The sequence below is a fragment of the Streptomyces sp. CNB091 genome, from assembly GCF_000377965.1.
The window spans coordinates 1-25,200 of the sequence record NZ_KB899003.1; the positions used below are offsets into that span (position 1 = coordinate 1).

Below are 25,200 nucleotides of genomic sequence, written 5' to 3' on the forward strand. Positions count from 1 at the left end.
TGTCCGATTCCCGGTCGAAGCGGGTCTCACATCTCGCTTTCCAGGTCCTCCGCTTTCGCGTTCTCCCTTTCCGGCGAGTCCGACTCTATCAGATCCTTTCGGGCCTGATTCCCAGTCAGCGGGGTTTGTCTTCCCGGCTGTTGGGCCGTTCCGACGAGTGAGACTTTAGCGGAATCCTGCTCCCCGACGCTAATCGGGGTGCGTTCCTTCGAACGCGGATTCCTCATTTCGCGCAGGCACACGAAAGAGCATGCGACACGAGGTCGCGCGTTCTGTCGTGGTTACTGCGGAATGGCTGTCCGGGGACCGACCGGAGTCGGCGCTCACGTCGGACAACTCGGAGCACACTACGGAGGTGTCCGGAGTGTGTCAACCCCCGGCCGGTGGTGCCGGTGGCCGGGGGCGGGCGGTGGGGCTGAGCCGGTCGTCAGCCGTTGCCGGAGGCCAGTTCGCGGCTGCGGTCGCGGGCCGCCTCCAGGGCGGCGATGAGGGCCGCGCGCACTCCGTGGTTCTCCAGCTCGCGGATGGCGCTGATGGTCGTGCCGGCCGGGCTGGTGACGGCTTCACGGAGCTTGACCGGGTGTTCGCCGCTGTCCCGGAGCATGACGGCCGCACCGATCGCGGCCTGGACGATGAGGTCGTGGGCCTGGGCGCGGGGCAGTCCGAGCAGGATGCCCGCGTCGGTCATGGCCTCGACCAGGAAGTAGAAGTAGGCGGGCCCGGAGCCGGAGAGGGCGGTCGCCGCGTCCTGCTGGGACTCCGGGACGCGCAGGGTCTTGCCGACGCCGCCGAAGATCTCCTCGGCGGTGGCGAGGTGCGCGCCGGTGGCGTGGCTGCCGGCGGAGATGACGGACATGCCCTCGTCGACGAGGACCGGGGTGTTGGGCATGACCCGGACGACCGGGGTGTCCGGGGTGAGCCGGTCCTCGATGAAAGCGGTGGTGATGCCGGCCGCGGCGCTGATGACCAGGCGGTCGGCGGTGACGTGCGGGGCGAGTTCGTCCAGGAGCTTGCCCATGTCCTGGGGCTTCACGGCGAGGATGAGGATGTCGGCGTTCTTCGCCGCCTCCACGTTGGTGACGGACTCGACCCCGTACCGCGTGTGGAGTTCCTGGGCCCGGTCGCCGCGGCGGGTGGTCACCAGGAGGTCGGCCGGTCGCCAGCCCGCCCGGATCATCCCGCTGAGCAGGGCCTCGCCGATCTTGCCGGTGCCGAGGACTGCGACTGTCTGGGTCATGCGTTCACCCTCCGGGCGGTGCTGGGCTGTGCTTTGGGCGGTGCTCTGGCTGTGGATCTGGGCTGTGATCTGTCGTCTGGTGCGGGCCGTCGTCCCGTCGTCATCCTCGCATCGGGGTTCTCACGGCGTACGGCGGCGGAGGGTGATCGCGCCGAGGCAGAGAACCAGGAGGGCGCTTCCGGCGACCACGGCGATGTCGCGGACGAAGTCTCCGGTGATGTCGGGGTGGTGGAGGACCTGGTTCATGCCGTCGACCGCGTACGACATGGGCAGGACGTTCGAGATCGCCTCCAGGGCGGGGTGCATCGCCTCGCGCGGGGTGAACAGGCCGCACAGCAGGAGCTGCGGGAAGATCACCGCCGGCATGAACTGGACCGCCTGGAACTCGGACGCGGCGAACGCGGAGACGAACAGGCCGAGCGCGGTGCCGAGCAGGGCGTCGAGGAGGGCGACCAGGAGGAGCAGCCAGGGTGAGCCGGTGACGTCCAGGCCCAGCAGCCAGATGGAGACGCCCGTCGCGAGCGCCGACTGGAGAATTGCGACCGCGCCGAACGCCAGGGCGTAGCCCGCGATCAGGTCGCCCTTGCCGAGTGGGAGGGCGAGAAGGCGCTCCAGGGTGCCCGAGGTGCGTTCGCGCAGGGTGGCGATCGAGGTCACCAGGAACATCGTGATCAGCGGGAAGATGCCGAGGAGGGCGGCCCCGATCGCGTCGAAGGTCCCGGCCGCGCCGTCGAAGACGTAACGGAGCAGGGTGATCAGCAGGACCGGGACGATCACGAGGAGCGCGATCGTGCGGGGGTCGTGGGTCAGCTGGCGCAGGACGCGTCCCGCGGTGGCTGCCGTGCGGGACGGGCCGAGCGGGCGGGCAGGGGCGCTCTCGGCCGCGGGCGGGGCGGTGGCCGTCATCGGGAGGCCTCCCGGGTGTGGGGCGGGGTGGGTGGTGGCGTGGCCAGGTCGGCCGGGTGTTCGTCGACCAGGTGGAGGAACGCTTCCTCGACGGTCTCCGTGCCGGTGCGGCGGCGCAGTGCGTCGGGGGTGTCCTCGGCGAGGATCAGGCCGTCCCGCATCAGGAGGAGGCGGTGGCAGCGCTCGGCCTCGTCCATGACGTGGGAGGAGATGAGGAGTGCGGTGGAGCGGTCGGCGGCCAGGCGGTGGAAGAGGTCCCAGAGATCGCGGCGGAGTACGGGATCGAGCCCGACGGTCGGTTCGTCCAGGACCAGCAGCTCCGGGGTGCCGAGGAGGGCGACGGCCAGCGAGACGCGGCTGCGCTGGCCGCCGGAGAGCGCCCCTGCGAGGGCGTCGGCGTGGCGGGTGAGGTCGACGTCCTCGATGGTGCGGGTGACGGCGTCGCGGCGGGCGGCCCGGTGGGCGCGGCCGGGGTGCAGGACGGCGGCGAAGTAGTCGAGGTTCTGCCGGACGGTGAGGTCGGTGTAGACGGAGGGCGCCTGGGTGACGTACCCGATGCGGCTGCGCAGCGCGGGGTCGCCGGCGGGGCGGCCGAGGACGGCGAGGGTGCCGGTGGCCCTGGCCTGGGTGCCGACCACGGTGCGCATGAGGGTGGTCTTGCCGCAGCCCGAGGGGCCGAGGAGGCCGGTGACGCTGCCGGGGCGGACGGTGAAGTCGAGGGCGCGCAGGACGGTGCGGTCGCCCCGGGCGACGGTGAGGCCGCGGGCTTCGATCGCCGGGGGTGGTGGTGGGTGCGTCGGGGGGTTGGGTGGCGCCGCCCCGGGTCCGTTATTCATCATGTGATGAATTCTTCGCCCGACAGTGCCGCCCGTCAAGAGGTCCTGTCAGGGGTCCCGTGAAGGTGTGAGGGCACGGGACCGAACGGCTCAGCCCGCCGACGCGGGGTCGGCGGGCTGCTGGGTCTCGTCTCTCAGACGCGGGCGGGGGCGGGGCCGGCCCTCAGGCGCGCTTGGGGCGCTTGCGGCCGGAGGTCCTGCGGGCCGCCGGGTTGCCGGTCCGGGTGGAGCGGCGCTTCTCGAACTGGGCGCGGGCCTTCTCGTACTCGGTGCGGCGCAGCTTCTCGCCCGGGGCCTCGGTGAGCGAGCGGACGAAGTAGGCGAGGAGCGAGCCGATGAAGCCGATCGACTTCAGGCCGCGCAGGGCGTCCTCGCGGCCCGGGTCCTTCGGGCGGGCGCCGAAACCCTCCCAGGTCTTGCGGAACGCGATGGCGCTGCAGACGGAGAACATCCCGATCACCAGCATTCCGACGATGCCCCCGACCTCCGCGATCTCCAGCCCCTGGTAGGCGAAGCGCAGGAGGAAGCAGGCGGCCACGGCTGCGGCCAGCGAGCCGACGGCGACGCCGGCCCGCCGGAGGCCGTAACCGCCGTCGTGGTCGACCCAGGTCGTGCCGAAGAAGCGGATGGGCTCGGGCCGCGGGCCCGGGGCCGTGGCGGGCGGGGTGCCGGGGGCTGCGCTGTTCTCGCTCACGAGGCCGATTATCCCCGCACGCCCCCGGGTGCCCGGCGGAGCCGTCAGTCGCAGCGCGGTGCGACGTAGCCGTCACGCCCCGTGTAGACGTAGGCGTCCGCGACGAACTGGCCGTTGGCGATGTTGTCCCAGAGGTTCGACGTGCCGTACGGACCGGTGACCCACTCGCCCGGCTTCTGGCAGTAGATCGGGATCTTCTGCCCGTACGGCATGGTCCTGACGATGCGGTAACTGGTGCCGGGGCCGGTACGGACGTTGACCCGGTAGCCCGGGGCGACCGGGTAGCGGGTGCCGGACGCGGTGGTCTCCACCTTCAGCTCGGCCTCCGCCACGGCCGTCGCCCTCTCCGCCCCTTCCGCCCCGTCCACCTCGTCGCGCGTGGGCTCTGCGGTGTGCTCTTCAACGCCCATGTGGGCCTCCCCCGTTGAGATGTCGCGTACGCGAGGCGCGCACGACGCGCAGGCTAGCAAGCCCCGTGCCTCTCGCACGCACCATCGACTAGGCTCCGTGCGTCGCATGCGCACGAACACACGGGGGTGGACGATGCCGCCGCTGCGAGAGCCCGGAGCGCATCCGGAAGCGGAGTTTCCGAGTTACGCCGGCGTCTACCGTCTGGAGGCCCGTCTCGGCTCGGGCGGCATGGGGGTCGTGCATCTGGCGCGCTCGGCGTCGGGGATGCAGCTCGCGGTGAAGGTGGTGCACGCGCCCTACGCGGCGGATGCCGAGTTCAGGGCGCGGTTCCGGCAGGAGGTGGCGGCCGCGCGACGGGTGAGCGGGGCGTTCACGGCTCCCGTCGTCGACGCCGATCCGGAGGCCGGGCGGCCCTGGATGGCCACCCTGTACGTGCCCGGGCCCACGCTCGCCGAGCAGGTGAAGCGGAGCGGCCCGATGGCCCCCGCCGAGCTGCGCAGACTGACCGCCGGGCTCGCCGAGGCGCTGCGGGACATCCATCGGGCGGGCGTGATCCACCGCGATCTGAAGCCGAGCAACGTGCTGCTGACCGACGGGGGCCCCAAGGTCATCGACTTCGGGATCTCCCGGCCGTACGACAGTGATCTGCGCACCGAGACGGGCAAGCTGATCGGTTCGCCGCCCTATATGGCTCCCGAGCAGTTCCAGCGGCCGCGCGAGGTCGGGCCGCCGGCCGACGTGTTCGCGCTGGGGGCCGTGATCGTCCACGCGGCGACGGGCCGGGGTCCGTTCGACTCGGACAGCCCGTACATCGTGGCGTACCAGGTGGTGCACGACCAGCCGGACCTCGGCGGAGTGCCGGAGGACCTCGCGCCGCTGGTCGCCCGGTGCCTGGCGAAGGACCCGGTCGACCGGCCCACGCCGGGCGAGGTGATGGAGGCGCTGCTGCCCCCGTCGTACGAGGCCGACGCGTTCCTGCCGTCGCAGCGGCGCCGGGCGGGGGTCGTGGCGGCGGTGCCGCCGGTGCGGGAGCGGGACGGTTCGGAGGCGGACACGCATGTGGGCCCCGCGCCCGTGGTGCGGCGCCGGCGGCTGCCGCGCGTCCGGCTGGTCGTGGCGGCGGCGCTGCTCCTGCTGGTGGCGGGGGCGGGCGCCGGGGCGTACGCCGTGTGGGGCGGCGGTACGGACGCGAGCCGCCCGGAGCCGGAACGCGCGGGCGCCGGAGGCGGGCAGGGCGACGGTGCCGTCACCCCGTGGCGTACCGCGTTGCGGACCTCCGGCACCGCGACGCCCGCCTGTTCCACCGCCGGGGCGGGGGGCGCGCTGTACTGCTCGGCGGCCGGGGGCGGCACCGCCAGGATCGATCCGGCGGACGGGCGCGTGCTGTGGTCGGCCCGGTCCGCCTCGTCGAGGACGGCCGCCCGCGCTCCGATCGTCTCGGGCGGGGTCGTGCTGTCCGCCGGTCCGGACGGGAAGCTGCGCGCGTTCGACCCGGTGAAGGGCACCGCCCTCCGGGACACCGCCCTGTCCGCGAGTCCCGGTGGCGCGTTCCCGGCGGGCGACACGCTGCTGACCGTCGCGGACGACGGCACGGTGACGGCGCTGGACGGGGCGAGCGGGGCGACCCGCTGGGAGGGGCCGCTGGCGAAGCACAGCCGGCCCGACTTCGCCCTGTACGACGGGGCGTCCGGGCTCGCCTACGCCTTCGAGCAGACATCCTCCGGCGCGTCGACCCTGGTCACGGCGGTGGACGCCGCGACCGGCCGGGCGTCCTGGCAGCGGCGGCTGGACGGGGCCCTCACCCCGGTCGGGACCGCCGGGGCCGGGGAGCTGGTGCTGACGGCGATGGACGAGAACTCGGACACCACGGAGCTGGTCCGGTACGCGCCCGGCACCGGCGGATCGGCCCGGGTCCCGCTGCCCTTCAGGCTGGACGGGCCGCAGGTGGTCATGGCCGGGGACGTCGCGTACCTGCTGGCGCGGGGCGGGTCGCTGCTGGCGGTCGACACGGCGGCGGGCGGGGCGAAGGCCGAGCTGTGGCGGCTGGAGACGGGGGTCGGGCGGGCTTCCGCCCCGGTGCTCGGCGAGGGCGGCCACCTGTACTTCTCCGCCGCGGACGGGCGGCTGCTGGCCGTCGACACGGACCGGGGTGCGCTGGTGGGGCAGACCCGGGCGCGGCTGAGCGGGGGGAAGCTCGCCTACGCCTCCGACCTGCCCGCCCCGGTCACGGCGGGGCGGGCGGTCGTGGGGACGGCGCCGGACGGGTCGGTCTTCGCGGTGGACGGGGCGGAGCCGGGCTCCTGGTGAGGGCCATCCCGGGCGCGCCGCCTGGTGAGGGCCCGGGTCCGGCCTCGGGTTCCTCCCGGGGCTCTGCCCCGGACCCCGCTCCTCAATCGCCGGAGGGGCTGAAATGGGCCGCCCGGAGCCGCCGGGACGGCCGGTGGAGAGACTGAATGGGGCGCCTTGAGCCACCGGGATGGCCGGTGGAGAGACTGAACGGGTCGCCCGGAGCCACCGGGAGAGTCGCCGGAGGAACTGAGAAGGGCGTCCGGAGCCACCAGGCAGGCCGAGACGGTCACCGGAGCCCTCGGGGAGGTGCCCGAAGGCCCCGGAGAGGTGCCCGAAGGCCCCGGGGAAGCCGAGCCCCTGAGCAGGGACGTCAGCCCAGCTTCGAGACGTCCCTGACCGCGCCGCGGTCCGCGCTCGTCGCCATCGCCGCGTAGGCGCGCAGCGCGGCCGAGACCTTGCGGTCGCGGTTCTTCGGCGCGTACACGCCGTTCAGCGCCTCGCGTCGGGTGGCCAGTTCGGTGTCGTCGACGAGCAGTTCGATAGAGCGGTTCGGGATGTCGATCCGGATCAGGTCGCCGTCCTCGACGAGGGCGATCGTGCCGCCGGAGGCCGCCTCGGGCGAGGCGTGGCCGATGGAGAGGCCCGACGTGCCGCCGGAGAAGCGGCCGTCGGTGACCAGCGCGCAGACCTTGCCCAGACCCCGGCCCTTGAGGAAGGAGGTGGGGTAGAGCATCTCCTGCATGCCGGGGCCGCCGCGCGGGCCCTCGTACCGGATGACGACGACGTCGCCCGGCTGGATCTCCTTGCGGAGGATCTTGTCGACGGCCTCGTCCTGCGACTCGCAGACGACGGCCGGGCCCTCGAAGGTCCAGATCGACTCGTCGACGCCGGCCGTCTTCACGACACAGCCGTCCACGGCGAGGTTGCCCTTGAGGACGGCGAGGCCGCCGTCCTTGGAGTAGGCGTGCTCGACGTCGCGGATGCAGCCGCCCGCCGCGTCCAGGTCGAGGGTGTCCCACCGCTCGGACTGCGAGAAGGCGGTGGCGGAGCGGACGCAGCCCGGGGCGGCGTGCCACAGCTCGACGGCCTCGGGGGACGGGGAGCCGCCGCGGACGTCCCAGTTCTTCAGCCACTCGGCGAGGGTGTCGGAGTGCACCGCGTGCACGTCCTCGTTGAGCAGGCCGCCGCGGTGGAGCTCGCCGATGAGGGCGGGGATACCGCCGGCCCGGTGGACGTCCTCCATGTAGTACGTGCCGCCGGGGGCGACGTTCGGGGCGACCTTGGAGAGACAGGGGACCCGGCGGGAGACCTCGTTGATGTCGTCGAGGCCGTACGCCAGCTCCGCTTCCTCGGCGGCGGCCAGCAGGTGCAGGATCGTGTTGGTCGAGCCGCCCATGGCGATGTCCAGCGCCATCGCGTTGTCGAACGCGGCGCGGGTGCCGATGGCGCGCGGCAGGACCGTCTCGTCGTCCTGCTCGTAATAACGCTTGGTGATCTCGACGACCGTACGGCCGGCCGCCTCGTACAGCCCCTTGCGGGCGGTGTGCGTGGCGAGGACGGAGCCGTTGCCGGGGAGGGAGAGGCCGAGGACCTCGGTCAGGCAGTTCATCGAGTTGGCGGTGAACATGCCGGAACAGCTGCCGCAGGTGGGGCAGGCGTTCTCCTCGATGCGGAGCATGTCCTCGTCGGAGACGGACTCGTCGACCGCGTCGCTGATCGCGTTGACCAGGTCGAGCTTGCGGACCGTGCCGTCGACCAGGGTGGCCTTGCCGGCCTCCATCGGGCCGCCGGAGACGAAGACGGTCGGGATGTTGAGGCGCATGGCGGCCATCAGCATGCCCGGGGTGATCTTGTCGCAGTTGGAGATGCAGATCAGCGCGTCCGCGCAGTGCGCCTCGACCATGTACTCCACGGAGTCGGCGATCAGGTCGCGGGAGGGCAGGCTGTAGAGCATGCCGCCGTGGCCCATCGCGATGCCGTCGTCCACGGCGATGGTGTTGAACTCGCGCGGGACCGCGCCCGCCGCCAGGATCGCCTCGGAGACGATACGGCCGACCGGGGCGAGGTGGGTGTGGCCGGGGACGAACTCGGTGAACGAGTTGGCGACCGCGATGATCGGCTTGCCGATGTCCGCGCTCGCTACGCCCGACGCGCGCATAAGGGCGCGCGCGCCCGCCATGTTGCGTCCGTGGGTGACCGTGCGGGACCTCAGCTGCGGCATCGTCGCTCGCTCCTTCGGCAGGGGGACTGCCTCCGACAGTTAAAGAAAAGACTGCCTTCGAGCGTACGCCCCGGATCCAAGATCTGGACAGCCTGTCCGGAATGCGGGACACGGTGGCCGGTGGATGGTCAGCCCCGGTCGGGGTTCCGGTCGGAGTTCCGGCCGGAACTCCGACCGGGATTCAGCGCTCGCCCAAGTATCGCTGGAGCGTGGGGGCGACCAGCGCCACGATGTCCTCCGGATCGGCGGAGGCGAGCGGCTCGGCGCGGATCACGTACCGCAGCATCGCGATGCCGATCATGTGCGAGGCGGCCAGCTCCGCGCGGAACGTGGCGTCCGGAACGTCCAGCTCCGCCGCGATCCGCTCCAGCAGCCGCCGCAGGACGAAGTCGCGCAGCACCTTCGCCGCCGCCTCGTGGGTCAGCGTGGAGCGCAGGATCGCCAGCAGGGGGGAGCGGGTCGCCGGGTCCTCCCACACGGAGAGGAAGAAGCGCGCCAGCCGCTCCCCCAGGCCCTCCGGCGGGCCGCCGAGAACGGTGTGGACGACCAGGGCGGGTTCGAAGGTGACCTCGACGGCGGCGGCGAAGACCTCGTCCTTCGTGCCGAAGTAGTGGTGGACGAGGGCCGCGTCGACCCCGGCGGCCTTGGCGATGCCCCGGATCGACGTCTTGTCGTAGCCCCGCTCGGCGAACTCCGTACGGGCCGCCTCCAGGATGCGGGTACGGGCGTCGGGGCCCTCGGACGCGGCCTTGCGGGAGGGCCGGCCCCGGCGGCGCGGCGCGGGAGTGGCGGGAGCGTCCTCGGTCACGGGCTGTCGGTTGGGTTCCTCGGTCACGGGCTGTCGTCCCGGCTCCCCGGTCACGGGCGGCGGATCCTCGGGGACGGGCCGTCGGCGGCGGTCGCGGTCGCCAGGTGGAGGCGGGTGAAGGCCAGCGCCTCCGCGAGGTCGGCCTCGCGTTCGGCGGAGGACATCGCGCGGCGGGTGTTGACCTCGATGACGACATGGCCGTCGAAGCCCGTACGGGCGAGGCGCTCCAGCAGCTCCGCGCACGGCTGGTCGCCCCGGCCGGGCACCAGGTGCTCGTCCTTGGCCGAGCCCTTGCCGTCGGCGAGGTGGACGTGGGCGAGCCGGTCGCCCATCCGGTCCACCATGGCGAGCGCCTCGGTGCGGGCGGTCGCGGTGTGCGAGAGGTCGACCGTGAAGTGCCGGTAGTCGTCGTTGGTGACGTCCCAGTCGGGGGCGTACGCGAGCATCTCGCGGTCCCGGTAGCGCCAGGGGTACATGTTCTCGACGGCGAACCGGACGTCCGTCTCCTCCGCCATCCGCCAGATCCCGGTCACGAAGTCGCGGGCGTAGTTGCGCTGCCACCGGAACGGCGGGTGCACCACGACGGTGGAGGCCCCGAGCTTCTCGGCGGCGGCCCTGGCCCGCTGGAGCTTGACCCAGGGGTCGGTGGACCAGACGCGCTGGGTGATCAGGAGGCAGGGGGCGTGCACCGCGAGGATCGGGACCCGGTGGTAGTCGGAGAGCCGGCGCAGGGCCTCGATGTCCTGGCTGACGGGGTCGGTCCAGACCATGACCTCGACGCCGTCGTACCCCAGGCGCGCGGCGATCTCGAAGGCCGTCGCGGTGGACTCGGGGTAGACCGAGGCCGTTGACAGGGCGACCTTCGCATCGGGGATGCGCACCACTGGTTCTGCCACCTGGACAGCGTACGGGCACGGGTGCGCCGCGCCGAGGTCTCCTGGCGGAAAGTGACCAGGGCCATGGGCCCGTCACCGTACGTCACCGAGCGGTGCGGCTCGTTCCGCCGTACGTCATCGGAGGGGTGCGGCCCGTTCCGCCGTAGGTCACCCGGGCGGTGGGGCCGGAGTCCGCCGTCGTACGCCGCCGGTCGGTGCGGCCCGGGGTCCGTCGGCCCAGGTTCAGTCAGCAGTCAGCCCAGCAGTGCGGCGCGTTCCGCGGGGAGGTGGTCCAGGCGGCGCAGGATGACGCCCTCGCGCAGGGCCCAGGGGCAGATCTCCAGCTCCTCGACGCCGAACAGGTCCATCGCCCCCTCGGCCACCAGGGCCCCGGCGAGCAGCTGGGCGGCCCGGCCCTCGGAGACTCCGGGGAGCCGGCCGCGCTCCTCGACCGTCATCGCCGCCAGCTTGGGCACCCAGTCCTCCAGCGCCTTGCGGCTCAGCGAGCGCTGGACGTACAGGCCCTCGGTGGAGCGGGCGGCGCCGGCGATCCGGGCGAGCTGCTTGAAGGTCTTGGAGGTGGCGACGACGTGGTCGGGGCGGCCGGCCCGGCTGAACTCGCCCACCGTCCGCGCGATGCTGGCCCGGACGTGCCGGCGCAACGCCCTGACCTGCTCGGGGCCGGCGGGGTCGTCCGGCAGCCAGGCGCCGGTGAGACGGCCCGCGCCGAGCGGCAGGGAGACGGCGGTGTCCGGCTCCTCGTCGATGCCGAAGGCGATCTCCAGGGAGCCGCCGCCGATGTCGAGGACGAGGAGTTTCCCCGCCGACCAGCCGAACCAGCGGCGGGCGGCCAGGAAGGTCAGCCGGGCCTCCTCCTCGCCGCTGAGGACCGCCAGGTCGACGCCGGTCTCGACCCGTACGCGCTCCAGGACCAGGTCCGCGTTGGTCGCCTCGCGCACGGCGGAGGTGGCGAAGGCGAGCACGTCCTCGCACCCCTTGTCCTCGGCGGCCTGGACCGCGCCGGCGATCGTCGCCACGAGCCGGTCCACGCCGAGGGGGCCGATCGCGCCGGCCTCGTCGAGGAGTTCGGCGAGGCGGAGCTCCGCCTTGTGCGAGTGCGCGGGCAGCGGGCGGGCGCCGGGGTGGGCGTCGACCACCAGCAGATGAACCGTGTTCGATCCCACGTCGAGGACTCCGAGTCTCATACGGGAACGCTACTGCGCCATCGGACGAGTCCGACCGGCGCATGGGGGGTGGGAGAAGGAGCGGGGCTGGGTGCGTGCAGCTGCAAGGCGGAGGATTGAGGCAGATGGGGTCTCCCCTGCTCGAGCGGAGCCGAGAGCTTGGGGAAGGAGCCATGGTGATTGACGACAACGCCGCAGATGCGCGTGCCCAGCCCCGTGACGCCGCCCCCCATGCGCCGGTCGGACTTACTCTGGGCGCGTGCCAAAGACGAAAAAGGCTAAGCAGGACAAAGCCACGAAGAAGCAGAAGTCGAACAAGCAGGCAGCGCGGCCGGAGGCGAGCGGGCCGGTCCCGTCCGCGGGCCCGTCCGCGGTCCCGTCCGACGAGAAGGGCATCGACTTCGCGCGGGCCTGGGTGGAGTTCCCCGACCCGGCCGACGACGAGCAGGTCTTCCGCTGCGATCTGACGTGGCTGACCTCGCGGTGGACCTGCATCTTCGGCAGCGGCTGCCAGGGCATCCAGGCGGGCCGGGCGGACGACGGCTGCTGCACGCTGGGCGCGCACTTCTCCGACGAGGACGACGAGAAGCGGGTCGCGGGGCACGTGGCCCGGCTCACTCCCGAGCTGTGGCAGTTCCACGACGTCGGTGCGGAGTCGGGGTGGGTCGGCGTCGACGAGGACGGGGAACGCCAGACGCGCCGCTGGGAGGGCTCCTGCATCTTCCAGAACCGGCCCGGCTTTCCCGCCGGGGCGGGCTGCTCGCTGCACATCCTGGCGCTGCGGGAGGGCAAGGAGCCGCTGGAGACCAAGCCGGACGTGTGCTGGCAGCTGCCGGTGCGGCGGACGTACGACTGGATCGACCGGCCCGACGACACGCGGGTGCTCCAGGTGACGATCGGTGAGTACGACCGCCGGGGCTGGGGTCCGGGCGGTCATGACCTGCACTGGTGGTGCACCTCGGCCACCTCGGCGCACGGGGCCGGTGACCCGGTGTACGTGTCCTACCGCCCGGAGCTGATCGAGCTGATGGGCAAGGAGGGGTACGACCGGCTGGTCGAGCTCTGCGAGGAGCGGCTGTCGTCGCTGCTGCCGATGGCCCCGCACCCGGCGGACCCGCTCCCGGCGCCGAAGAAGCGCTGAGACCAGCCGCGGACCCTCGGCCCGCCGGGCCCGGGGCTCAGCCCGCCGGGTCCGGCGCGGAGGGGCCGGGGCCGGTCGGGGCCGGGTCCGTGGGGCTCGGGTCGGTCGGGTCGGTGGGGCCCGGTGTCGGTTCGGGCGGGCCGGTCGGGTCCGGCGGGTCCGTGGGGTCCGGCGGATCGGTGGGGTCGGTCGGGCCCGGCCCGGGGTCGGTGGGGCCGGGGTCGGTCGGAGCTGGATCGGTCGGGCCCGGGTCGGTCGGGCCGGGGTCCGTGGTGCCCGGGTCCGTGGGCCGGGGGGAGTCCGTTCCCGGGCGCGTGGGGCGCGGGCCGCCCGTCGTCGGGGCCGTCGCCCCGTGACCGTCGATGAGTACGGCGGAGCCCGAGGGCGTCAGTGAGATCCGGGCCCGCCAGGGTCCGCGCGGCTGGATGTGCCGGATCACCGAGACCGCGATCGTGGTGCTCTGCCCGGCCGCGAGCGTGCCGGACGTACGGCTGAGGCGCAGCCACGGGGCATCCGCCACCGCCGACCAGCTGACCGGTCCCCGGCCGGAGGCGGTCAGCGTGAGCGTCGTGACGGCCCCGGAGGTCCGGGCCGTCACCGCGAGCCGGGCGTCGCCGTGCCGGGCGCCACCGGTGCTGACGACCTCGGCGGTGACATCCGGGACGCGGGCGCCGAAGCGGTTGCCGGGGCGGCCGTCGCCGCTGTGGCCGGTGTCGTCGGTGTCGTTGTGGGAGTCGCCGCTCGTACCGCCGACGCCGTCGGCCTCCGTGGCGGTGACCGAGGTCCCGTCGTGACCCTCGCCGGTCTGGGGCGCACCCCGGTACGCGGCCCACAGGGCGATCACGGGGGCGGCGACCACCGTCGCGACGACCGTGGTCGTCACGACCCGGGCTCGCAGCCGGTCCCGGCGGGCGGCCTGGTCCTTGGGGTCGAGCGGATACCCGGCCCGGTCGAAGCGCGGGCCGGCGGCGCGGGAGCGCTGGGCCTGGGCCATCGCGACGTACACGGAGGGGCGGGGGGCCTCGACGAGTGGCAGGACGGCGACCGGGGCGAGGGCCGCTCCGGGCCAGGGTCCCGCGGCATCGGCCCGCTCGGCGGCACGGCGGCAGCGGGGGCAGTCGTCGACGTGCCGGACGAGCTCGCGGCGCAGGGCGGCGGAGAGCAGCACCTGGTGGTCGCCGGTGATCCGGGCGACGGTGGGGCAGCCGCCGGTCTCGACGACCGCGAGGGCCGCGCGGGTGCGCTCCACCTCGCAGGCCGCGCCGGCCAGCAGCTCCCGGGCGGTGGCCGGCTCCAGACCGAGCACGGTGGCGACGGCGCGCGGGGCGAGCCCGTGGCGCACGGCCAGTTCGAGGGCTTCGCGCTGTTCCGGGGTGGTGCCCGCGGCCTCGGGCCAGGCGAGTGTGGCGAGCTCCCGGCGGCGGGCCTCGGCGGCCGGCGACTCGGAAGGGGCGGGCACGGTGGCGTCCTCGGGGGTGGCGGGCAAGGTGTGCTCCGGCGTGCGCCGGGCGGTGTGCGCCCCCGGGTGCCAGGGCGGCGGCGCGGAGGTGCCGGAGCCCTGGCTTGGATCGGAGACCTTGCGCGTCTCGGAGCCCTTGCGCGTCTCGGAGCCCTTCCGGGTGGCGGAGGTCTCGCGCGTGGCGGAGGCCTTGGCCGTGCGGGGCGGCTTGACCGTCCCGGAGGAACGGCGGTGGGCCTGACGCCCGCGTCCGCGCTCGGTGAGGGTGCGCAGGCAGGTCCAGCGGGCCAGCGCGTACAGCCAGGATTTACGTTCCTCCTCGGCCGTGGGGCCCCGGGCGTCCTGCCGGTCCGCGACCGACAGGGCGGCGCCGAGCGCTTCGGCGGCCGCGTCGTGGTCGCAGAGCACGGAGAGGCAGTAGGTGAAGAGTCCGTCGAGATACGGCTCGTAACGTGCGGGCGGTCGCTGTGCCGGGGCGTGGGTCACTCGGCGGTGCGCCCGGTGTGCGCCGGTGGTGTGCGTCGGGGTCTCCAGCCTGCTGCTCATCACCCGGCGACCGTAGGCAGAGGAGCACATGCCCCAAGTGCCCCTGGAGCACATTTAACCCTTACGGGTGAACGTATCCCTCGAAAGAGGACAGGGATCGCGCATTCCGCCCGTAGTGCTCCGGCGCGCCTCCGTGCGCCCTGCGCGCGGAGGCGCCCCGCACGCCGCCGCCCTGGAGGCGTTGTCGTACCTCACCTATACGGTGGCGCCATGGCTGCCCGTACGAAATCCGCGAAGGACCGGCCGTCCTACCGCTGTACCGAATGCGGCTGGACCACCGCCAAGTGGCTCGGCCGTTGCCCCGAGTGCCAGGCGTGGGGGACGGTCGAGGAGTTCGGCGGCGCCCCCGCCGTGCGCACCACCGCGGCCGGCCGGGTCTCCACGGCGGCCGTGCCGATCGGCCAGGTCGACAGCCGGCAGGCCACGGCCCGTTCGACCGGCGTCGGTGAGCTGGACCGGGTGCTCGGCGGCGGGCTCGTGCCGGGCGCCGTCGTCCTGCTGGCGGGCGAGCCGGGCGTCGGCAAGTCGACGCTGCTGCTGGACGTGGCGGCCAAGGCGGCGAGCGAGGACCACCGCACGCTCTATGTGACCGCCGAGGAGTCCGCGAGCCAGGTCCGGATGCGGGCCGACCGGATCCGGGCGATCAACGATCACCTCTACCTCGCGGCGGAGACCGATCTCTCCGCGGTGCTCGGCCACCTGGACGCGGTGAAGCCCTCGCTGCTCGTCCTGGACTCGGTGCAGACGGTCGCCTCGCCCGAGATCGACGGCGCGCCCGGCGGGATGGCCCAGGTCCGGGAGGTCGCCGGAGCGCTGATCCGGGCCTCCAAGGAGCGCGGGATGGCCACGCTGCTCGTCGGCCACGTCACGAAGGACGGCGCGATCGCCGGGCCCCGGCTGCTGGAGCACCTGGTGGACGTGGTGCTGTCCTTCGAGGGCGACCGGCACGCCCGGCTGCGGCTGGTGCGCGGCGTCAAGAACCGTTACGGGGCGACCGACGAGGTCGGCTGCTTCGAGCTGCACGACGAGGGCATCACCGGTCTCGCCGACCCCTCGGGCCTCTTCCTGACCCGCCGCGACGTGGCGGTGCCGGGCACCTGTCTGACGGTGACCCTGGAGGGCAAGCGGCCCCTGGTCGCCGAGGTGCAGGCGCTCACCGTCGACTCGCAGATCCCCTCGCCCCGGCGCACCACCTCGGGTCTGGAGACCTCCCGGGTCTCGATGATGCTCGCTGTGCTGGAGCAGCGCGGCCGGATCACCGCGCTCGGCAAGCGGGACATCTACAGCGCGACGGTGGGCGGCGTGAAGCTCACCGAGCCCGCCGCGGACCTGGCCATCGCGCTCGCGCTGGCCAGCGCGGCCAGCGACACCCCGCTCCCGAAGAACCTGGTCGCGATCGGTGAGGTGGGGCTCGCGGGCGAGGTCAGGAGGGTCACCGGGGTGCAGCGGAGACTGGCCGAGGCACACCGTCTGGGCTTCACCCACGCGCTCGTTCCGACGGACCCGGGCAAGGTCCCGGCCGGTATGAAGGTCACGGAAGTCGCCGACATGGGCGACGCTCTGCGGGTCCTCCCGCGCCGGTCTCGTCAAGAGGCGCCGCAGCCTCGTCAGGAAGACAACGCGCGCCGGTAGACTTTGCCCTGGTCTCGCCCGCCCGTGGACACGGCATGGGGGACGCAAGGGCACCGCAACCTGTGACCGGAGGAGTGCAGTGGCAGCCAACGACCGGGCGACGACGCCCGGAAAGTCCGGCCAAGGCACCGGTAACGAGGCGCTGATGCGCGCCTCGTTGAGCGCGGTCGCGCCCGGAATGGCCCTGCGGGACGGCCTGGAGCGCATTCTCCGCGGCAATACCGGTGGGCTGATCGTGCTGGGCATGGACAAGACCGTCGAGTCGATGTGCACCGGCGGATTCGTGCTGGACGTGGAGTTCACGGCGACGCGCCTGCGCGAGCTGTGCAAGCTCGACGGGGCGCTGATCCTCGACAAGGACATGACCAAGATCCTGCGGGCCGGCGTGCAGCTGGTCCCGGACGCCTCGATCCACACGGAGGAGACGGGTACCCGTCACCGCACGGCGGACCGGGTCTCCAAGGCGTGCGGCTTCCCCGTCGTCTCGGTCTCCCAGTCGATGCGTCTGATCGCGCTGTACGTGGACGGGGAGCGGCGGGTCCTGGAGGAGTCCTCCGCGATCCTGTCCCGGGCCAATCAGGCGCTCGCCACGCTGGAGCGGTACAAACTGCGCCTCGACGAGGTGGCGGGCACGCTGTCCGCGCTGGAGATCGAGGACCTGGTCACCGTCCGGGACGTGACGGCGGTGGCGCAGCGGCTGGAGATGGTGCGGCGGATCGCGACGGAGATCGCGGAGTACGTGGTCGAGCTCGGCACCGACGGGCGGCTGCTCTCCCTCCAGCTGGACGAGCTGATCGCCGGGGTGGAGCCGGAGCGGGAGCTGGTCGTCCGGGATTACGTCCCCGAGCCGACGGCGAAGCGGTCGCGCACGGTGGCGGAGGCGCTGACCGAGCTGGACGCGCTGAGCCACACGGAGCTGCTGGAGCTGGCGGTGGTGGCGCGGGCGCTGGGCTACAGCGGCTCGCCCGAGACGCTGGACTCGGCGGTGTCCCCGCGGGGCTTCCGGCTGCTGGCGAAGGTGCCGCGGCTGCCGGGGGCGATCATCGAGCGGCTGGTGGAGCACTTCGGTGGTCTCCAGAAGCTGCTGGCGGCGAGCGTGGACGACCTCCAGACCGTGGACGGCGTCGGCGAGGCGCGGGCCCGCAGCGTGCGGGAGGGGCTTTCGCGGCTGGCGGAGTCGTCGATCCTGGAGCGGTACGTCTGAGATCGGCCGCGGGTGAGGGCGTCCGGGTGGGCGCCCTCTTTCGCGTGCCGCGCGCGGTTCAGCTCGCCGGGCCACCGCGCCCGTCTCCCGGGCCACCACCAGCCCGTCCGGCGCTTGAGGGCGGGCCCGGGCCACGCCCCCCTGCCCGTCTCCGGCATCGAGGACTGTTCCCGGGCCCACAACCAGCCCGTCCGGCGTTTGAGGACGGAACCCCGGGCCTGGGCGGGCGGCGCTCATACGGGCTCGCCCGGCCCCGTGAGGGCTTCGCCCGTCCGCGTGGACGGTTCCGTCCTCAAACGCCGGACGGGCTGGGATTACCGGGCCCGCCCGACCCGTAGGCGCACCGCCCGCCCCCGTGCACGGTTCCGTCCTCAAACGCCGGACAGGCTGGGATTACCGGGCCTGCCCGACCTCACAGGCTCGTCGCCCGCCCGCGCAGGGGGTCCGTCCTCAAGCGCCGGACGGGCTGGGTTCACCGGCCCCCAGGACCCGCAGACGCCACCCGCCCAGGCCCGGGGGTTCCGTCCTCAAACGCCGGACGGGCTGGAGATGGCCGGACGGGCTGAAGGGGGTCCGAGGTGGGCTGGGAGGGGTCAGTCCTTCGCGAGGACGAACGACGCCCTCTGGACCGCCTCGCCCGGGGTCTTCGCCTCCAGGAGGTACGTCCCCGGGCCGGCCTTGCCGGTCGGCGGGGTCGCACAGCCGGGGGCGGACAGCGTGCGGTTCCAGTCGACCGTGTGGATCACCGTCGCGCCCGCCGGAACCTTCAGGAACAGCGGACCGGCCGCGGCGGGGCAGTCCTTCGAGGACCAGATCGGATCGTCGTCCTCGCCGCCGGCCTCGGTCACCGTGAGGACCGCGCTCTTCGGCCCGAGGTCGGCCTTGCAGGCGGCCGACGAGGTGTTCTTGGCGATCAGTTCGAACTTCGGCTTGTCTTCGGGGCCGTAACTGACCTTCGTCCGCAGGCTCAACCGCACCGCGTCGGGCTTGCACTCGGGGAGCGGGGAGCCGGCCGGGACCTGCTGGCCGGCCGTGCCGCCGCCGCCCGCACCCGAACCGGCCGTGCCCGCACCGCCCGTTGACGCCCCGTCGGACGAGGCCCCGTCGCCCGCGCCGCCGGAGGACGCGCCCGCGCCACCGTCGGAGCCGCCCGGCCCGCCCGAGCCCCCCGAGCCGCCGTCCGCACCCGACTCGTCGCGGCCGCCCGGCTGTTGGCTGATCGCGGGGCCCGAGCCCGACGGCCCGGGAGTGATCGACTCGACCGGATCGGAGCCGCCGGACTTGCCGTCGCTCCGGTTTCCCCCACCGCCTCCGGACGTCACGCCCCAGGCGATCAACACGGCGAGCAGCGCAACCAGAAGTCCCGCTACCGCCCTCCGTCGCCAGTAGATGCTGGAGGGAAGCGGACCGACCGGATTGCGCATAGATCCCACGTCCCGAACTCTACGAGAGATCCGGGCCCGCTCAGGCCCCACCCGCCGCTCCGGCAGCAAGTTTTGCCGATCATCATCACGGGGATCCGGTCACAGGGGACAGAACGGGTGGCGTTGTCACCCCCTGGGCCGCCGCGTGGGCCGACACTCCCCTGCCCGTGACCGCCGCTCCCTCTTCCGTGCCAGGATCGTCCGTGCGATGACTGCCATGACTTCGACACAGACGCCCCCCGCCGCCTCCCTCCACGCCCCCGTCATCGGGTGGTTCGAGCAGCATGCCCGCGATCTGCCCTGGCGCCGCCCCGAAGCGGGCGCCTGGTCGGTGATGGTGAGCGAGTTCATGCTGCAGCAGACCCCGGTGAGCCGGGTCCTCCCGGTGTACGAACAGTGGCTCGCCCGCTGGCCCCGCCCCGCCGACCTGGCCGCCGAGGCGCCCGGGGAGGCGGTCCGCGCCTGGGGCCGGCTCGGCTACCCGCGCCGTGCGCTACGCCTGCACGGGGCCGCGCAGGCGATAACGGAACGGCACGGCGGCGATGTGCCGAGCGAGCACGCCCAGCTGCTGGCGCTGCCCGGGATCGGCGAGTACACGGCGGCGGCCGTGGCCTCGTTCGCGTACGGACAGCGGCACGCGGTGCTCGACACGAACGTCCGCCGGGTGTTCGCCCGCGCCGCTTCCGGCGTCCAGTACCCGCCGAACGCGACCACGGCCGCCGAGCGCAAGCTCGCGCGGGCGCTGCTGCCCGAGGAGGACGAGCGGGCGGCGCGCTGGGCGGCGGCCACGATGGAGCTGGGCGCCCTCGTGTGCACCGCGCGCAACGAGGACTGCGACCGGTGCCCGATCGCCTCGCGGTGCGCCTGGCGGCTGGCCGGGAAGCCCGCGCACCAGGGTCCGCCGCGCAAGGGCCAGACGTACGCCGGCACCGACCGCCAGGTGCGCGGGCGGCTGCTGGCGGTGTTGCGGGACTCAGTGAGCCCCGTGGCCCAGGCCGCGCTGGACGCGGTGTGGGAGGAGCCGGTGCAGCGGGCCCGTGCGCTGGACGGGCTGGTGGCCGACGGACTGGTCGAGCCGCTGGCCGACGGCCGGTACCGGCTGCCACTGACCTGATCCCCGGGCCCGGGCCCTCTGCGCCGGGCCCCCGGGCGTAGTCCGTGATCCGTAATCCGTAATCCGTAATCCGTGATCCGTGATCCGCGATCCGTGATCCGCGATCCGTGATCCGCGATCCGTGATCCGGGATCCGCGATCCGTGATCCGTGATCCGTGATCCGCGGGCGCGGGCGCGGTGAGCTGTGCGCGGTGCCTGGCCCGTGATCCGTAGCGTCTCCGTAGCCCGTGACCGCGGGCCCCGGCCCCTGGCCCCGGTCCGCGGAAACGTCCCCTCCTGCGCTGTTACACAACCGATGGGCAGCCGTGCACCGGCCTACGGCTGCTCCGCACATCGCCGTGACAACGCCTCCGTAGCGTCTCCGACAGCAGGACGGCCGGACCGCGCGGAACACCCGCGGCCCGGCGGTGACACGGGGATGTTCGGGGACGGAGGCGGTTGTCATGGCGCAGGGCGAGGTGCTCGCATTCGAGGACTACGTACGCACGCGGCAGGAGGCGCTGCTGCGCAGCGCGCGCCGTCTGGTTCCCGACCCTGTGGATGCCCAGGACCTGCTGCAGACCGCCCTGGTGCGCACCTACGGCCGCTGGGACGGCATCGCCGACAAGTCGCTGGCCGACGCCTACCTGCGCCGCGTCATGATCAACACCCGTACCGAGTGGTGGCGGGCGCGCAAGCTGGAAGAGGTCCCGACCGAGCAGCTGCCCGACGCGAGTGTCGACGACGGCAGCGAGCAGCGCGCCGACCGCGCCCTCCTGATGGACATTCTGGGCATTCTGGCTCCCAAGCAGCGCAGCGTCGTCGTGCTGCGACACTGGGAGCAGATGAGCACGGAGGAGACGGCCGCGGCGCTCGGCATGTCGGCCGGTACGGTCAAGAGCACGCTGCACCGGGCCCTGGCACGACTGCGCCAGGAGCTGGAGAGCCGCGATCTGGTCAGCCGCGAGGCGGTCGCCCGGGAGACCGGGGGCCACCGGAGCGCGGCGCCGGTCGCCTCCGCCCGTGTCCCCGCCCAGCGGTCGCCCGTCACGACGGTGCCGGGGGCGAGGGCACATACACCGGCGCAGCGCAACGGGCGTCACGACGAGCGGGGGATGGAGCGGTGCGCGGCCTGAGTGGCAGCAGCGGCGGCGGGGGCGGCTTCGGGGACGATTCCTTGGGCAGCGTTTCCAGGAGGGGCCCTGCGTCGAGTGATTCCTCCTCGAACAGCTCCTCCAACTCCTCCCTGAGTGGTTCCTCCTTCACCAGATGCCCCCCGAGTGGTGCGTCCGTGAGTGGTTCCGGGAGCCCGGACGACGGTGACGATCCGGGGAGACCGGGCCGGAGCCGGCGGTTCCGGAGCGGTATGGCGGCGAGTGGCACGGCCTTGGCCGGACTCGTCGCCTTCGGGCTGTTCGGCGTCGGCTGCACCACGGGCGGCACCGGCACCCGGGACGAGGGCCCCGCCGGCAGTCAGCCGGTCGCCCAGATCACCCCCCAGGCCAGCCCTTCCGGCACGACCCCGCCCGTCAGGCGGGTCGACGCCGTACGGCTGCTCAAGGGCGACCCCAAGGTGGGCGAGCAGGTCAGGGACGGGCTCAAGCCCTGCGCGGGCAAGGCTTATCCGGTCGACACCTCCTACGGGTCGTTGACGGGCGGCCGGGCCGCCGACGTGGTGGTCAACGTGATGAGCTGCGCCGACTCGGTGGGCGTCGGAACGTATGTGTACCGGGCGGACGGCGACGGCTCGTACGAGAACGTCTTCGCGGCCGAGGTCCCCGCCGTCTACGGGACGATCGACCGGGGCGACCTGGTGGTGACGACCCAGGTCTACGGGTCGAAGGATCCGCTGGCGTACCCGTCCGGCTCGGAGGTGGTCACCTACCGTTGGGCGAGCGACCGCTTCACCGAGCACGACCGGGTGCACAACGACTTCAGCCGTGCCGTCGAGGGCACGGACGGCGAGCTGCCGGTGCAGTCGGAGCCGGTGGACCCGGTGGAACCGGTTCCGTCGGAGGCGCCGGTGGAGCAGGACAGGAACTGAGACCGGGCAGGCACGAAGCCGTGCCGGTGCAACCGGGCGGGAACGGAAAGCGAGAAGCAGCCCCATGGCCGAGACCCACGTCCTCTTCGTCGAGGACGACGACGTGATCCGCGAGGCCACCCAGCTCGCCCTGGAGCGGGTCGGCTTCACGGTCACCGCGATGCCCGACGGGCTCTCCGGTCTGGAGGCGTTCCGCGCCGACCGGCCGGACATCGCCCTGCTCGACGTGATGGTCCCGGGCCTTGACGGGGTGAGCCTGTGCCGCCGCATCCGGGACGAGTCGACCGTCCCGGTGATCATGCTCTCCGCGCGGGCCGACTCGATCGACGTGGTGCTGGGTCTGGAGGCCGGGGCGGACGACTACGTCACCAAGCCCTTCGACGGAGCGGTCCTGGTGGCCCGCATCCGGGCGGTGCTGCGCCGCTTCGGCCACGCGGCCGGACCGGACGGGCTGGGCCAGGGCGGTGCGGAGGGGGAGGCCGAGACGTTCGGCGGAGTGCTGGTCTTCGGCGATCTGGAGGTCGACACGGACGGCATGGAGGTGCGGCGCGCCGGTGAGCAGGTGGCGCTGACACCCACCGAGATGCGGCTGCTGCTGGAGTTCTCGTCCGCGCCGGGCACCGTCCTGTCCCGCGACAAGCTCCTGGAGCGGGTCTGGGACTACGGCTGGGGCGGGGACACCCGGGTCGTGGACGTCCACGTCCAGCGGCTGCGCACCAAGATCGGCCAGGACCGGATCGACACGGTCCGCGGCTTCGGCTACAAGCTCCGCGGATGAAGCGGCCCGCGCGGACGAAGCGACCAGTGGGGACGGAGCGACCGGTGGGGCGCGCATGAAGCGACTGGCCCTGCGGACCGGGGTCCGCTGGAAGATCAGCATCGCCATCGCGGCGGTGGGCGCGCTCGTCGCGGTGGCGCTGAGCCTCGTGGTGCACAACGCGGCCCGCGTCTCGATGATCGAGAACGCCCGCGAGGTACAGCTGGAGCGGCTGCTGGGCGCCCAGCGGTTCTACGAGGCGACGAGCATGCAGAAGGGCGGGCCGAAGTTCGGGGCGAAGCTCAACGACCCGGGGATCCCGCCGAGCCTGCGCGACGAGGTCCGCAAGAACCGCCGGGCCACCCACGTGACGCAGGGCTCCGACGGGGTCCCCGAGGTCTGGGCGGCGGTTCCGCTGGCCGGCGGGGACGTGCTCTCGCTGCACTCCCGGTTCGCGGACCGCTCCGCCACGATCATGGACGACCTGGACCGGGCCCTGATCATCGGCTCGGTCTCGGTGGTCTTCGGCGGCTGCGCGCTCGGGGTCCTCATCGGCGGCCAGCTCTCGCGCCGGCTGCGCAAGGCGGCGGCAGCGGCGGGCCGGGTCGCCGAGGGGCAGACGGACGTACGGGTCAGGGAGGCCGTCGGTGGGGTCGTCCGCGACGAGACCGACGAGCTGGCGCGGGCGGTCGACGCGCTGACCGACGCGTTGAACGAGCGCATCGAGGCGGAGCGCCGGGTCACCGCGGACATCGCCCATGAGCTGCGTACCCCGGTGACCGGGCTGCTCACGGCGGCCGAGCTGCTGCCGCCGGGCCGCCCCACCGAGCTGGTACGGGACCGGGCGCAGGCGATGCGGACGCTGGTCGAGGACGTGCTGGAGGTGGCCCGCCTGGACAGCGCCTCGGAGCGGGCGGAGCTCCAGGAGCTGCCGCTCGGCGAGTTCGTCAGCCGCCGGATAGGCCTGCTGAACCCCGAGGTGACCGTGCGGGTGGTGCACGAGTCGTGGGTGTCCACCGATCCGCGCCGGCTGGAGCGCATCCTCGGCAATCTGCTGGGGAACGCCGCCAAGCACGGCTCGACCCCGGTGGAGGTCACGGTCGAGGGCCGGGTGGTGCGGGTCCGCGACCACGGTCCGGGATTCCCTGAGGAGCTGCTGCGCGACGGGCCGAGCCGGTTCCGTACCGGAAGCATGGACCGGGCCGGGCACGGGCACGGTCTCGGCCTGACGATCGCGGCGGGCCAGGCGAGGGTGCTGGGGGCCCGGCTGACCTTCCGCAACGCGGCGCCCTCGGGCGCGGCGGAGGGCACGGGCGGGGCGATCGCGGTGCTCTGGCTGCCGGAACACGCGCCGACGGTCACCGGGAGCTTCCCGGTGCTGCGGATGGCGGACCAGCGGCCGGCGTCGGACTGAGCCGGACGCACGGTGGAGGCCGGACTGAGCCGGACCCACGGTGGGGGCCGGACTGAGCCGGACCCACGGTGGACGGTGTGGTGGAACGCCGACGGCGACCCCGAGGAGTGAGCCGTGAGGCTGTCCTCGACGTCGCCGTCGGACGGGTGACCCGGGCGCACGCCCCGGGTACCGGGGTGTAACGGGTCCACTGACTCTTTTCGGTTGTGCTGCGCGTCCGCCGGGCACGGGGCTCCGGCGTGGCCGCGCGGTTACGCCGGCCGGATCAGATGGAGACGTGCACCGAGCGGAGGAACGCGGCCGGGTTCAGCGCCGAGCCGTAGTTCGGGCTGGTGCGGATCTCGAAGTGCAGGTGCGGGCCGCTGGAGTTTCCGGTGTTGCCGGACAGGGCGATCTTCTCGCCCGTCTTCACGGTCTCGCCGACCTTCACGTTGACCGTCGACAGGTGCGCGTACTGCGAGTACTTGCCGTTGGAGTGCTTGATCACGACGGCGTTGCCGTACGCGGGGCCGTCGCCGGCGCCGTTCGGGCCGGCCTTCACGACGGTGCCCTTGTGGACGGCCGTGACCGTGGTGCCGACCGGCACGGCGAAGTCCTGGCCGGAGTGCTTGGCGGCCCAGCGGGCGCCGCCGGTGCCGTAGCTGGCGCTCAGCGTGTACTTCTTGACCGGGGACTTCCAGGAGGCGGCGTTCTTCTTCGCGGCCTTCTTCTTGTCCTCGGCCTTCTTCTTCGCGTCGGAGGCCTTCTTCGCGGCCGCCTCGGCGGCCTTGCCCTGCGCGGTCGCCTGCGCGGCGACGGAGTTGGCGGTCGTGCCCGCGGCCAGGGGAGCGGCAGCGGCTTCACTGCCGCTGGACGCGAACGCCGTTCCGGCACCCAGCACCACGGACGCTCCCAGGCCGGCGGCCAGGACGGCGCCACGGACGCGGAGGGCGGACGGGCGGATGGTGTGCTGGTTCGTTGCGCGCTTCATACGAGGAAGTCCTCCGGAGGTGAGTGGACCCGGCGTGCTGTCCGGGCTTGCTCC

Annotated in this window: 21 protein-coding genes; 9 read left to right on the forward strand and 12 right to left on the reverse strand. The window is 73.4% G+C overall.

The genetic code is table 11. From position 1 onward, the window contains the following. Positions 1–427: 427 nt before the first annotated feature. The 5 genes from proC to D581_RS0123705 form a co-directional block, all read right to left on the reverse strand. Positions 428–1,237 (reverse strand): pyrroline-5-carboxylate reductase, encoded by an 810-nt coding sequence (gene proC, locus D581_RS0123685; RefSeq protein WP_018959680.1) that lies wholly within the window; start codon positions 1,235–1,237, stop codon positions 428–430. Positions 1,238–1,357: 120 nt separating this feature from the next. Next, on the reverse strand, positions 1,358–2,143 hold the full coding sequence (locus D581_RS0123690) for an ABC transporter permease (protein WP_018959681.1): 786 nt from the start codon (positions 2,141–2,143) through the stop codon (positions 1,358–1,360). Further along, complete coding sequence (locus D581_RS0123695; RefSeq protein ID WP_018959682.1) at positions 2,140–2,982, reverse strand: ABC transporter ATP-binding protein; 843 nt, start codon at positions 2,980–2,982, stop codon at positions 2,140–2,142. The genes D581_RS0123690 and D581_RS0123695 overlap by 4 nt, the downstream gene beginning before the upstream one ends. 160 nt (positions 2,983–3,142) lie before the next feature. After that, positions 3,143–3,673, reverse strand: a complete 531-nt coding sequence (locus D581_RS0123700) for a hypothetical protein (RefSeq protein ID WP_018959683.1) — start codon at positions 3,671–3,673, stop codon at positions 3,143–3,145. Between the two features lie 44 nt (positions 3,674–3,717). Continuing rightward, positions 3,718–4,083, reverse strand: coding sequence for an SH3 domain-containing protein (locus tag D581_RS0123705; protein ID WP_018959684.1), 366 nt, complete (start codon positions 4,081–4,083; stop codon positions 3,718–3,720). Between the two features lie 133 nt (positions 4,084–4,216). Here D581_RS0123705 and D581_RS0123710 point away from each other — a divergent pair, with 133 nt between their 5' ends. Beyond that, positions 4,217–6,391 carry a serine/threonine-protein kinase gene (locus D581_RS0123710; RefSeq protein ID WP_018959685.1) on the forward strand — a complete coding sequence of 725 codons (2,175 nt, stop codon included), beginning with the start codon at positions 4,217–4,219 and terminating at the stop codon, positions 6,389–6,391. 352 nt (positions 6,392–6,743) lie between these two features. Here D581_RS0123710 and ilvD read toward each other — a convergent pair whose 3' ends face one another. The 4 genes from ilvD to D581_RS0123730 form a co-directional block, all read right to left on the reverse strand. Further along, positions 6,744–8,594, reverse strand: coding sequence for a dihydroxy-acid dehydratase (ilvD, locus tag D581_RS0123715; protein ID WP_018959686.1), 1,851 nt, complete (start codon positions 8,592–8,594; stop codon positions 6,744–6,746). Between the two features lie 181 nt (positions 8,595–8,775). Further along, complete coding sequence (locus tag D581_RS0123720) at positions 8,776–9,402, reverse strand: TetR/AcrR family transcriptional regulator (protein ID WP_026290840.1); 627 nt, start codon at positions 9,400–9,402, stop codon at positions 8,776–8,778. A gap of 50 nt (positions 9,403–9,452) precedes the next feature. Then, positions 9,453–10,286, reverse strand: coding sequence for a sugar phosphate isomerase/epimerase family protein (locus D581_RS0123725; RefSeq protein ID WP_018959688.1), 834 nt, complete (start codon positions 10,284–10,286; stop codon positions 9,453–9,455). A 245-nt stretch (positions 10,287–10,531) separates the two neighbouring features. Further along, positions 10,532–11,482 carry a Ppx/GppA family phosphatase gene (locus D581_RS0123730; RefSeq protein ID WP_026290841.1) on the reverse strand — a complete coding sequence of 317 codons (951 nt, stop codon included), beginning with the start codon at positions 11,480–11,482 and terminating at the stop codon, positions 10,532–10,534. Positions 11,483–11,720: 238 nt separating this feature from the next. Here D581_RS0123730 and D581_RS0123735 point away from each other — a divergent pair, with 238 nt between their 5' ends. Then, positions 11,721–12,602, forward strand: a complete 882-nt coding sequence (locus D581_RS0123735; protein WP_026290842.1) for a DUF3109 family protein — start codon at positions 11,721–11,723, stop codon at positions 12,600–12,602. A 37-nt stretch (positions 12,603–12,639) separates the two neighbouring features. Here the strand turns inward: D581_RS0123735 and D581_RS0123740 are convergent, their stop codons facing one another. Continuing rightward, positions 12,640–14,607, reverse strand: a complete 1,968-nt coding sequence (locus D581_RS0123740) for a BACON domain-containing protein (protein ID WP_018959692.1) — start codon at positions 14,605–14,607, stop codon at positions 12,640–12,642. 210 nt (positions 14,608–14,817) lie between these two features. Here D581_RS0123740 and radA point away from each other — a divergent pair, with 210 nt between their 5' ends. Then, on the forward strand, positions 14,818–16,239 hold the full coding sequence (gene radA / locus D581_RS0123745; protein WP_018959693.1) for a DNA repair protein RadA: 1,422 nt from the start codon (positions 14,818–14,820) through the stop codon (positions 16,237–16,239). Positions 16,240–16,318: 79 nt separating this feature from the next. Then, positions 16,319–17,443 carry a DNA integrity scanning diadenylate cyclase DisA gene (gene disA, locus D581_RS0123750; RefSeq protein WP_007456913.1) on the forward strand — a complete coding sequence of 375 codons (1,125 nt, stop codon included), beginning with the start codon at positions 16,319–16,321 and terminating at the stop codon, positions 17,441–17,443. A 593-nt stretch (positions 17,444–18,036) separates the two neighbouring features. Here disA and D581_RS0123755 read toward each other — a convergent pair. Continuing rightward, the gene (locus tag D581_RS0123755) at positions 18,037–18,783 is read right to left on the reverse strand and encodes a hypothetical protein (protein ID WP_018959694.1); all 747 of its coding nucleotides are present in this window, start codon (positions 18,781–18,783) and stop codon (positions 18,037–18,039) included. Between the two features lie 292 nt (positions 18,784–19,075). Here D581_RS0123755 and D581_RS0123760 point away from each other — a divergent pair, with 292 nt between their 5' ends. The 5 genes from D581_RS0123760 (at position 19,076) to cseC (ending at position 24,176) form a co-directional block, all read left to right on the forward strand. Then, a complete protein-coding gene (locus D581_RS0123760; RefSeq protein WP_026290844.1) occupies positions 19,076–19,981 on the forward strand; it encodes an HhH-GPD family protein in 906 nt (301 codons plus the stop codon). 444 nt (positions 19,982–20,425) lie between these two features. Further along, positions 20,426–21,097 carry a SigE family RNA polymerase sigma factor gene (locus tag D581_RS0123765; RefSeq protein ID WP_018959696.1) on the forward strand — a complete coding sequence of 224 codons (672 nt, stop codon included), beginning with the start codon at positions 20,426–20,428 and terminating at the stop codon, positions 21,095–21,097. A 230-nt stretch (positions 21,098–21,327) separates the two neighbouring features. Then, on the forward strand, positions 21,328–22,005 hold the full coding sequence (locus tag D581_RS0123770; protein ID WP_018959697.1) for a hypothetical protein: 678 nt from the start codon (positions 21,328–21,330) through the stop codon (positions 22,003–22,005). A 64-nt stretch (positions 22,006–22,069) separates the two neighbouring features. Further along, a complete protein-coding gene (gene cseB, locus D581_RS0123775; protein WP_018959698.1) occupies positions 22,070–22,783 on the forward strand; it encodes a two-component system response regulator CseB in 714 nt (237 codons plus the stop codon). 55 nt (positions 22,784–22,838) lie between these two features. After that, positions 22,839–24,176 carry a two-component system sensor histidine kinase CseC gene (gene cseC / locus D581_RS0123780; protein WP_018959699.1) on the forward strand — a complete coding sequence of 446 codons (1,338 nt, stop codon included), beginning with the start codon at positions 22,839–22,841 and terminating at the stop codon, positions 24,174–24,176. A 265-nt stretch (positions 24,177–24,441) separates the two neighbouring features. On the opposite strand, the gene D581_RS0123785 is transcribed toward cseC, so the two are convergent. Next, on the reverse strand, positions 24,442–25,146 hold the full coding sequence (locus D581_RS0123785) for a M23 family metallopeptidase (RefSeq protein WP_018959700.1): 705 nt from the start codon (positions 25,144–25,146) through the stop codon (positions 24,442–24,444). Positions 25,147–25,200 lie beyond the last annotated feature (54 nt).

Bases quoted from the DNA above. Each gene is read 5' to 3' on its own strand.
- proC (WP_018959680.1), bottom strand. From the start codon at position 1,237: ATGACCCAGACAGTCGCAGTCCTCGGCACCGGCAAGATCGGCGAGGCC.
- D581_RS0123690 (WP_018959681.1), bottom strand. From the start codon at position 2,143: ATGACGGCCACCGCCCCGCCCGCGGCCGAGAGCGCCCCTGCCCGCCCG.
- D581_RS0123695 (WP_018959682.1), bottom strand. From the start codon at position 2,982: ATGATGAATAACGGACCCGGGGCGGCGCCACCCAACCCCCCGACGCAC.
- D581_RS0123705 (WP_018959684.1), bottom strand. From the start codon at position 4,083: ATGGGCGTTGAAGAGCACACCGCAGAGCCCACGCGCGACGAGGTGGAC.
- D581_RS0123710 (WP_018959685.1), top strand. From the start codon at position 4,217: ATGCCGCCGCTGCGAGAGCCCGGAGCGCATCCGGAAGCGGAGTTTCCG.
- ilvD (WP_018959686.1), bottom strand. From the start codon at position 8,594: ATGCCGCAGCTGAGGTCCCGCACGGTCACCCACGGACGCAACATGGCG.
- D581_RS0123730 (WP_026290841.1), bottom strand. From the start codon at position 11,482: ATGAGACTCGGAGTCCTCGACGTGGGATCGAACACGGTTCATCTGCTG.
- D581_RS0123740 (WP_018959692.1), bottom strand. From the start codon at position 14,607: ATGAGCAGCAGGCTGGAGACCCCGACGCACACCACCGGCGCACACCGG.
- radA (WP_018959693.1), top strand. From the start codon at position 14,818: ATGGCTGCCCGTACGAAATCCGCGAAGGACCGGCCGTCCTACCGCTGT.
- D581_RS0123760 (WP_026290844.1), top strand. From the start codon at position 19,076: ATGACTGCCATGACTTCGACACAGACGCCCCCCGCCGCCTCCCTCCAC.
- D581_RS0123765 (WP_018959696.1), top strand. From the start codon at position 20,426: ATGGCGCAGGGCGAGGTGCTCGCATTCGAGGACTACGTACGCACGCGG.
- D581_RS0123770 (WP_018959697.1), top strand. From the start codon at position 21,328: ATGGCGGCGAGTGGCACGGCCTTGGCCGGACTCGTCGCCTTCGGGCTG.
- cseB (WP_018959698.1), top strand. From the start codon at position 22,070: ATGGCCGAGACCCACGTCCTCTTCGTCGAGGACGACGACGTGATCCGC.
- cseC (WP_018959699.1), top strand. From the start codon at position 22,839: ATGAAGCGACTGGCCCTGCGGACCGGGGTCCGCTGGAAGATCAGCATC.
- D581_RS0123785 (WP_018959700.1), bottom strand. From the start codon at position 25,146: ATGAAGCGCGCAACGAACCAGCACACCATCCGCCCGTCCGCCCTCCGC.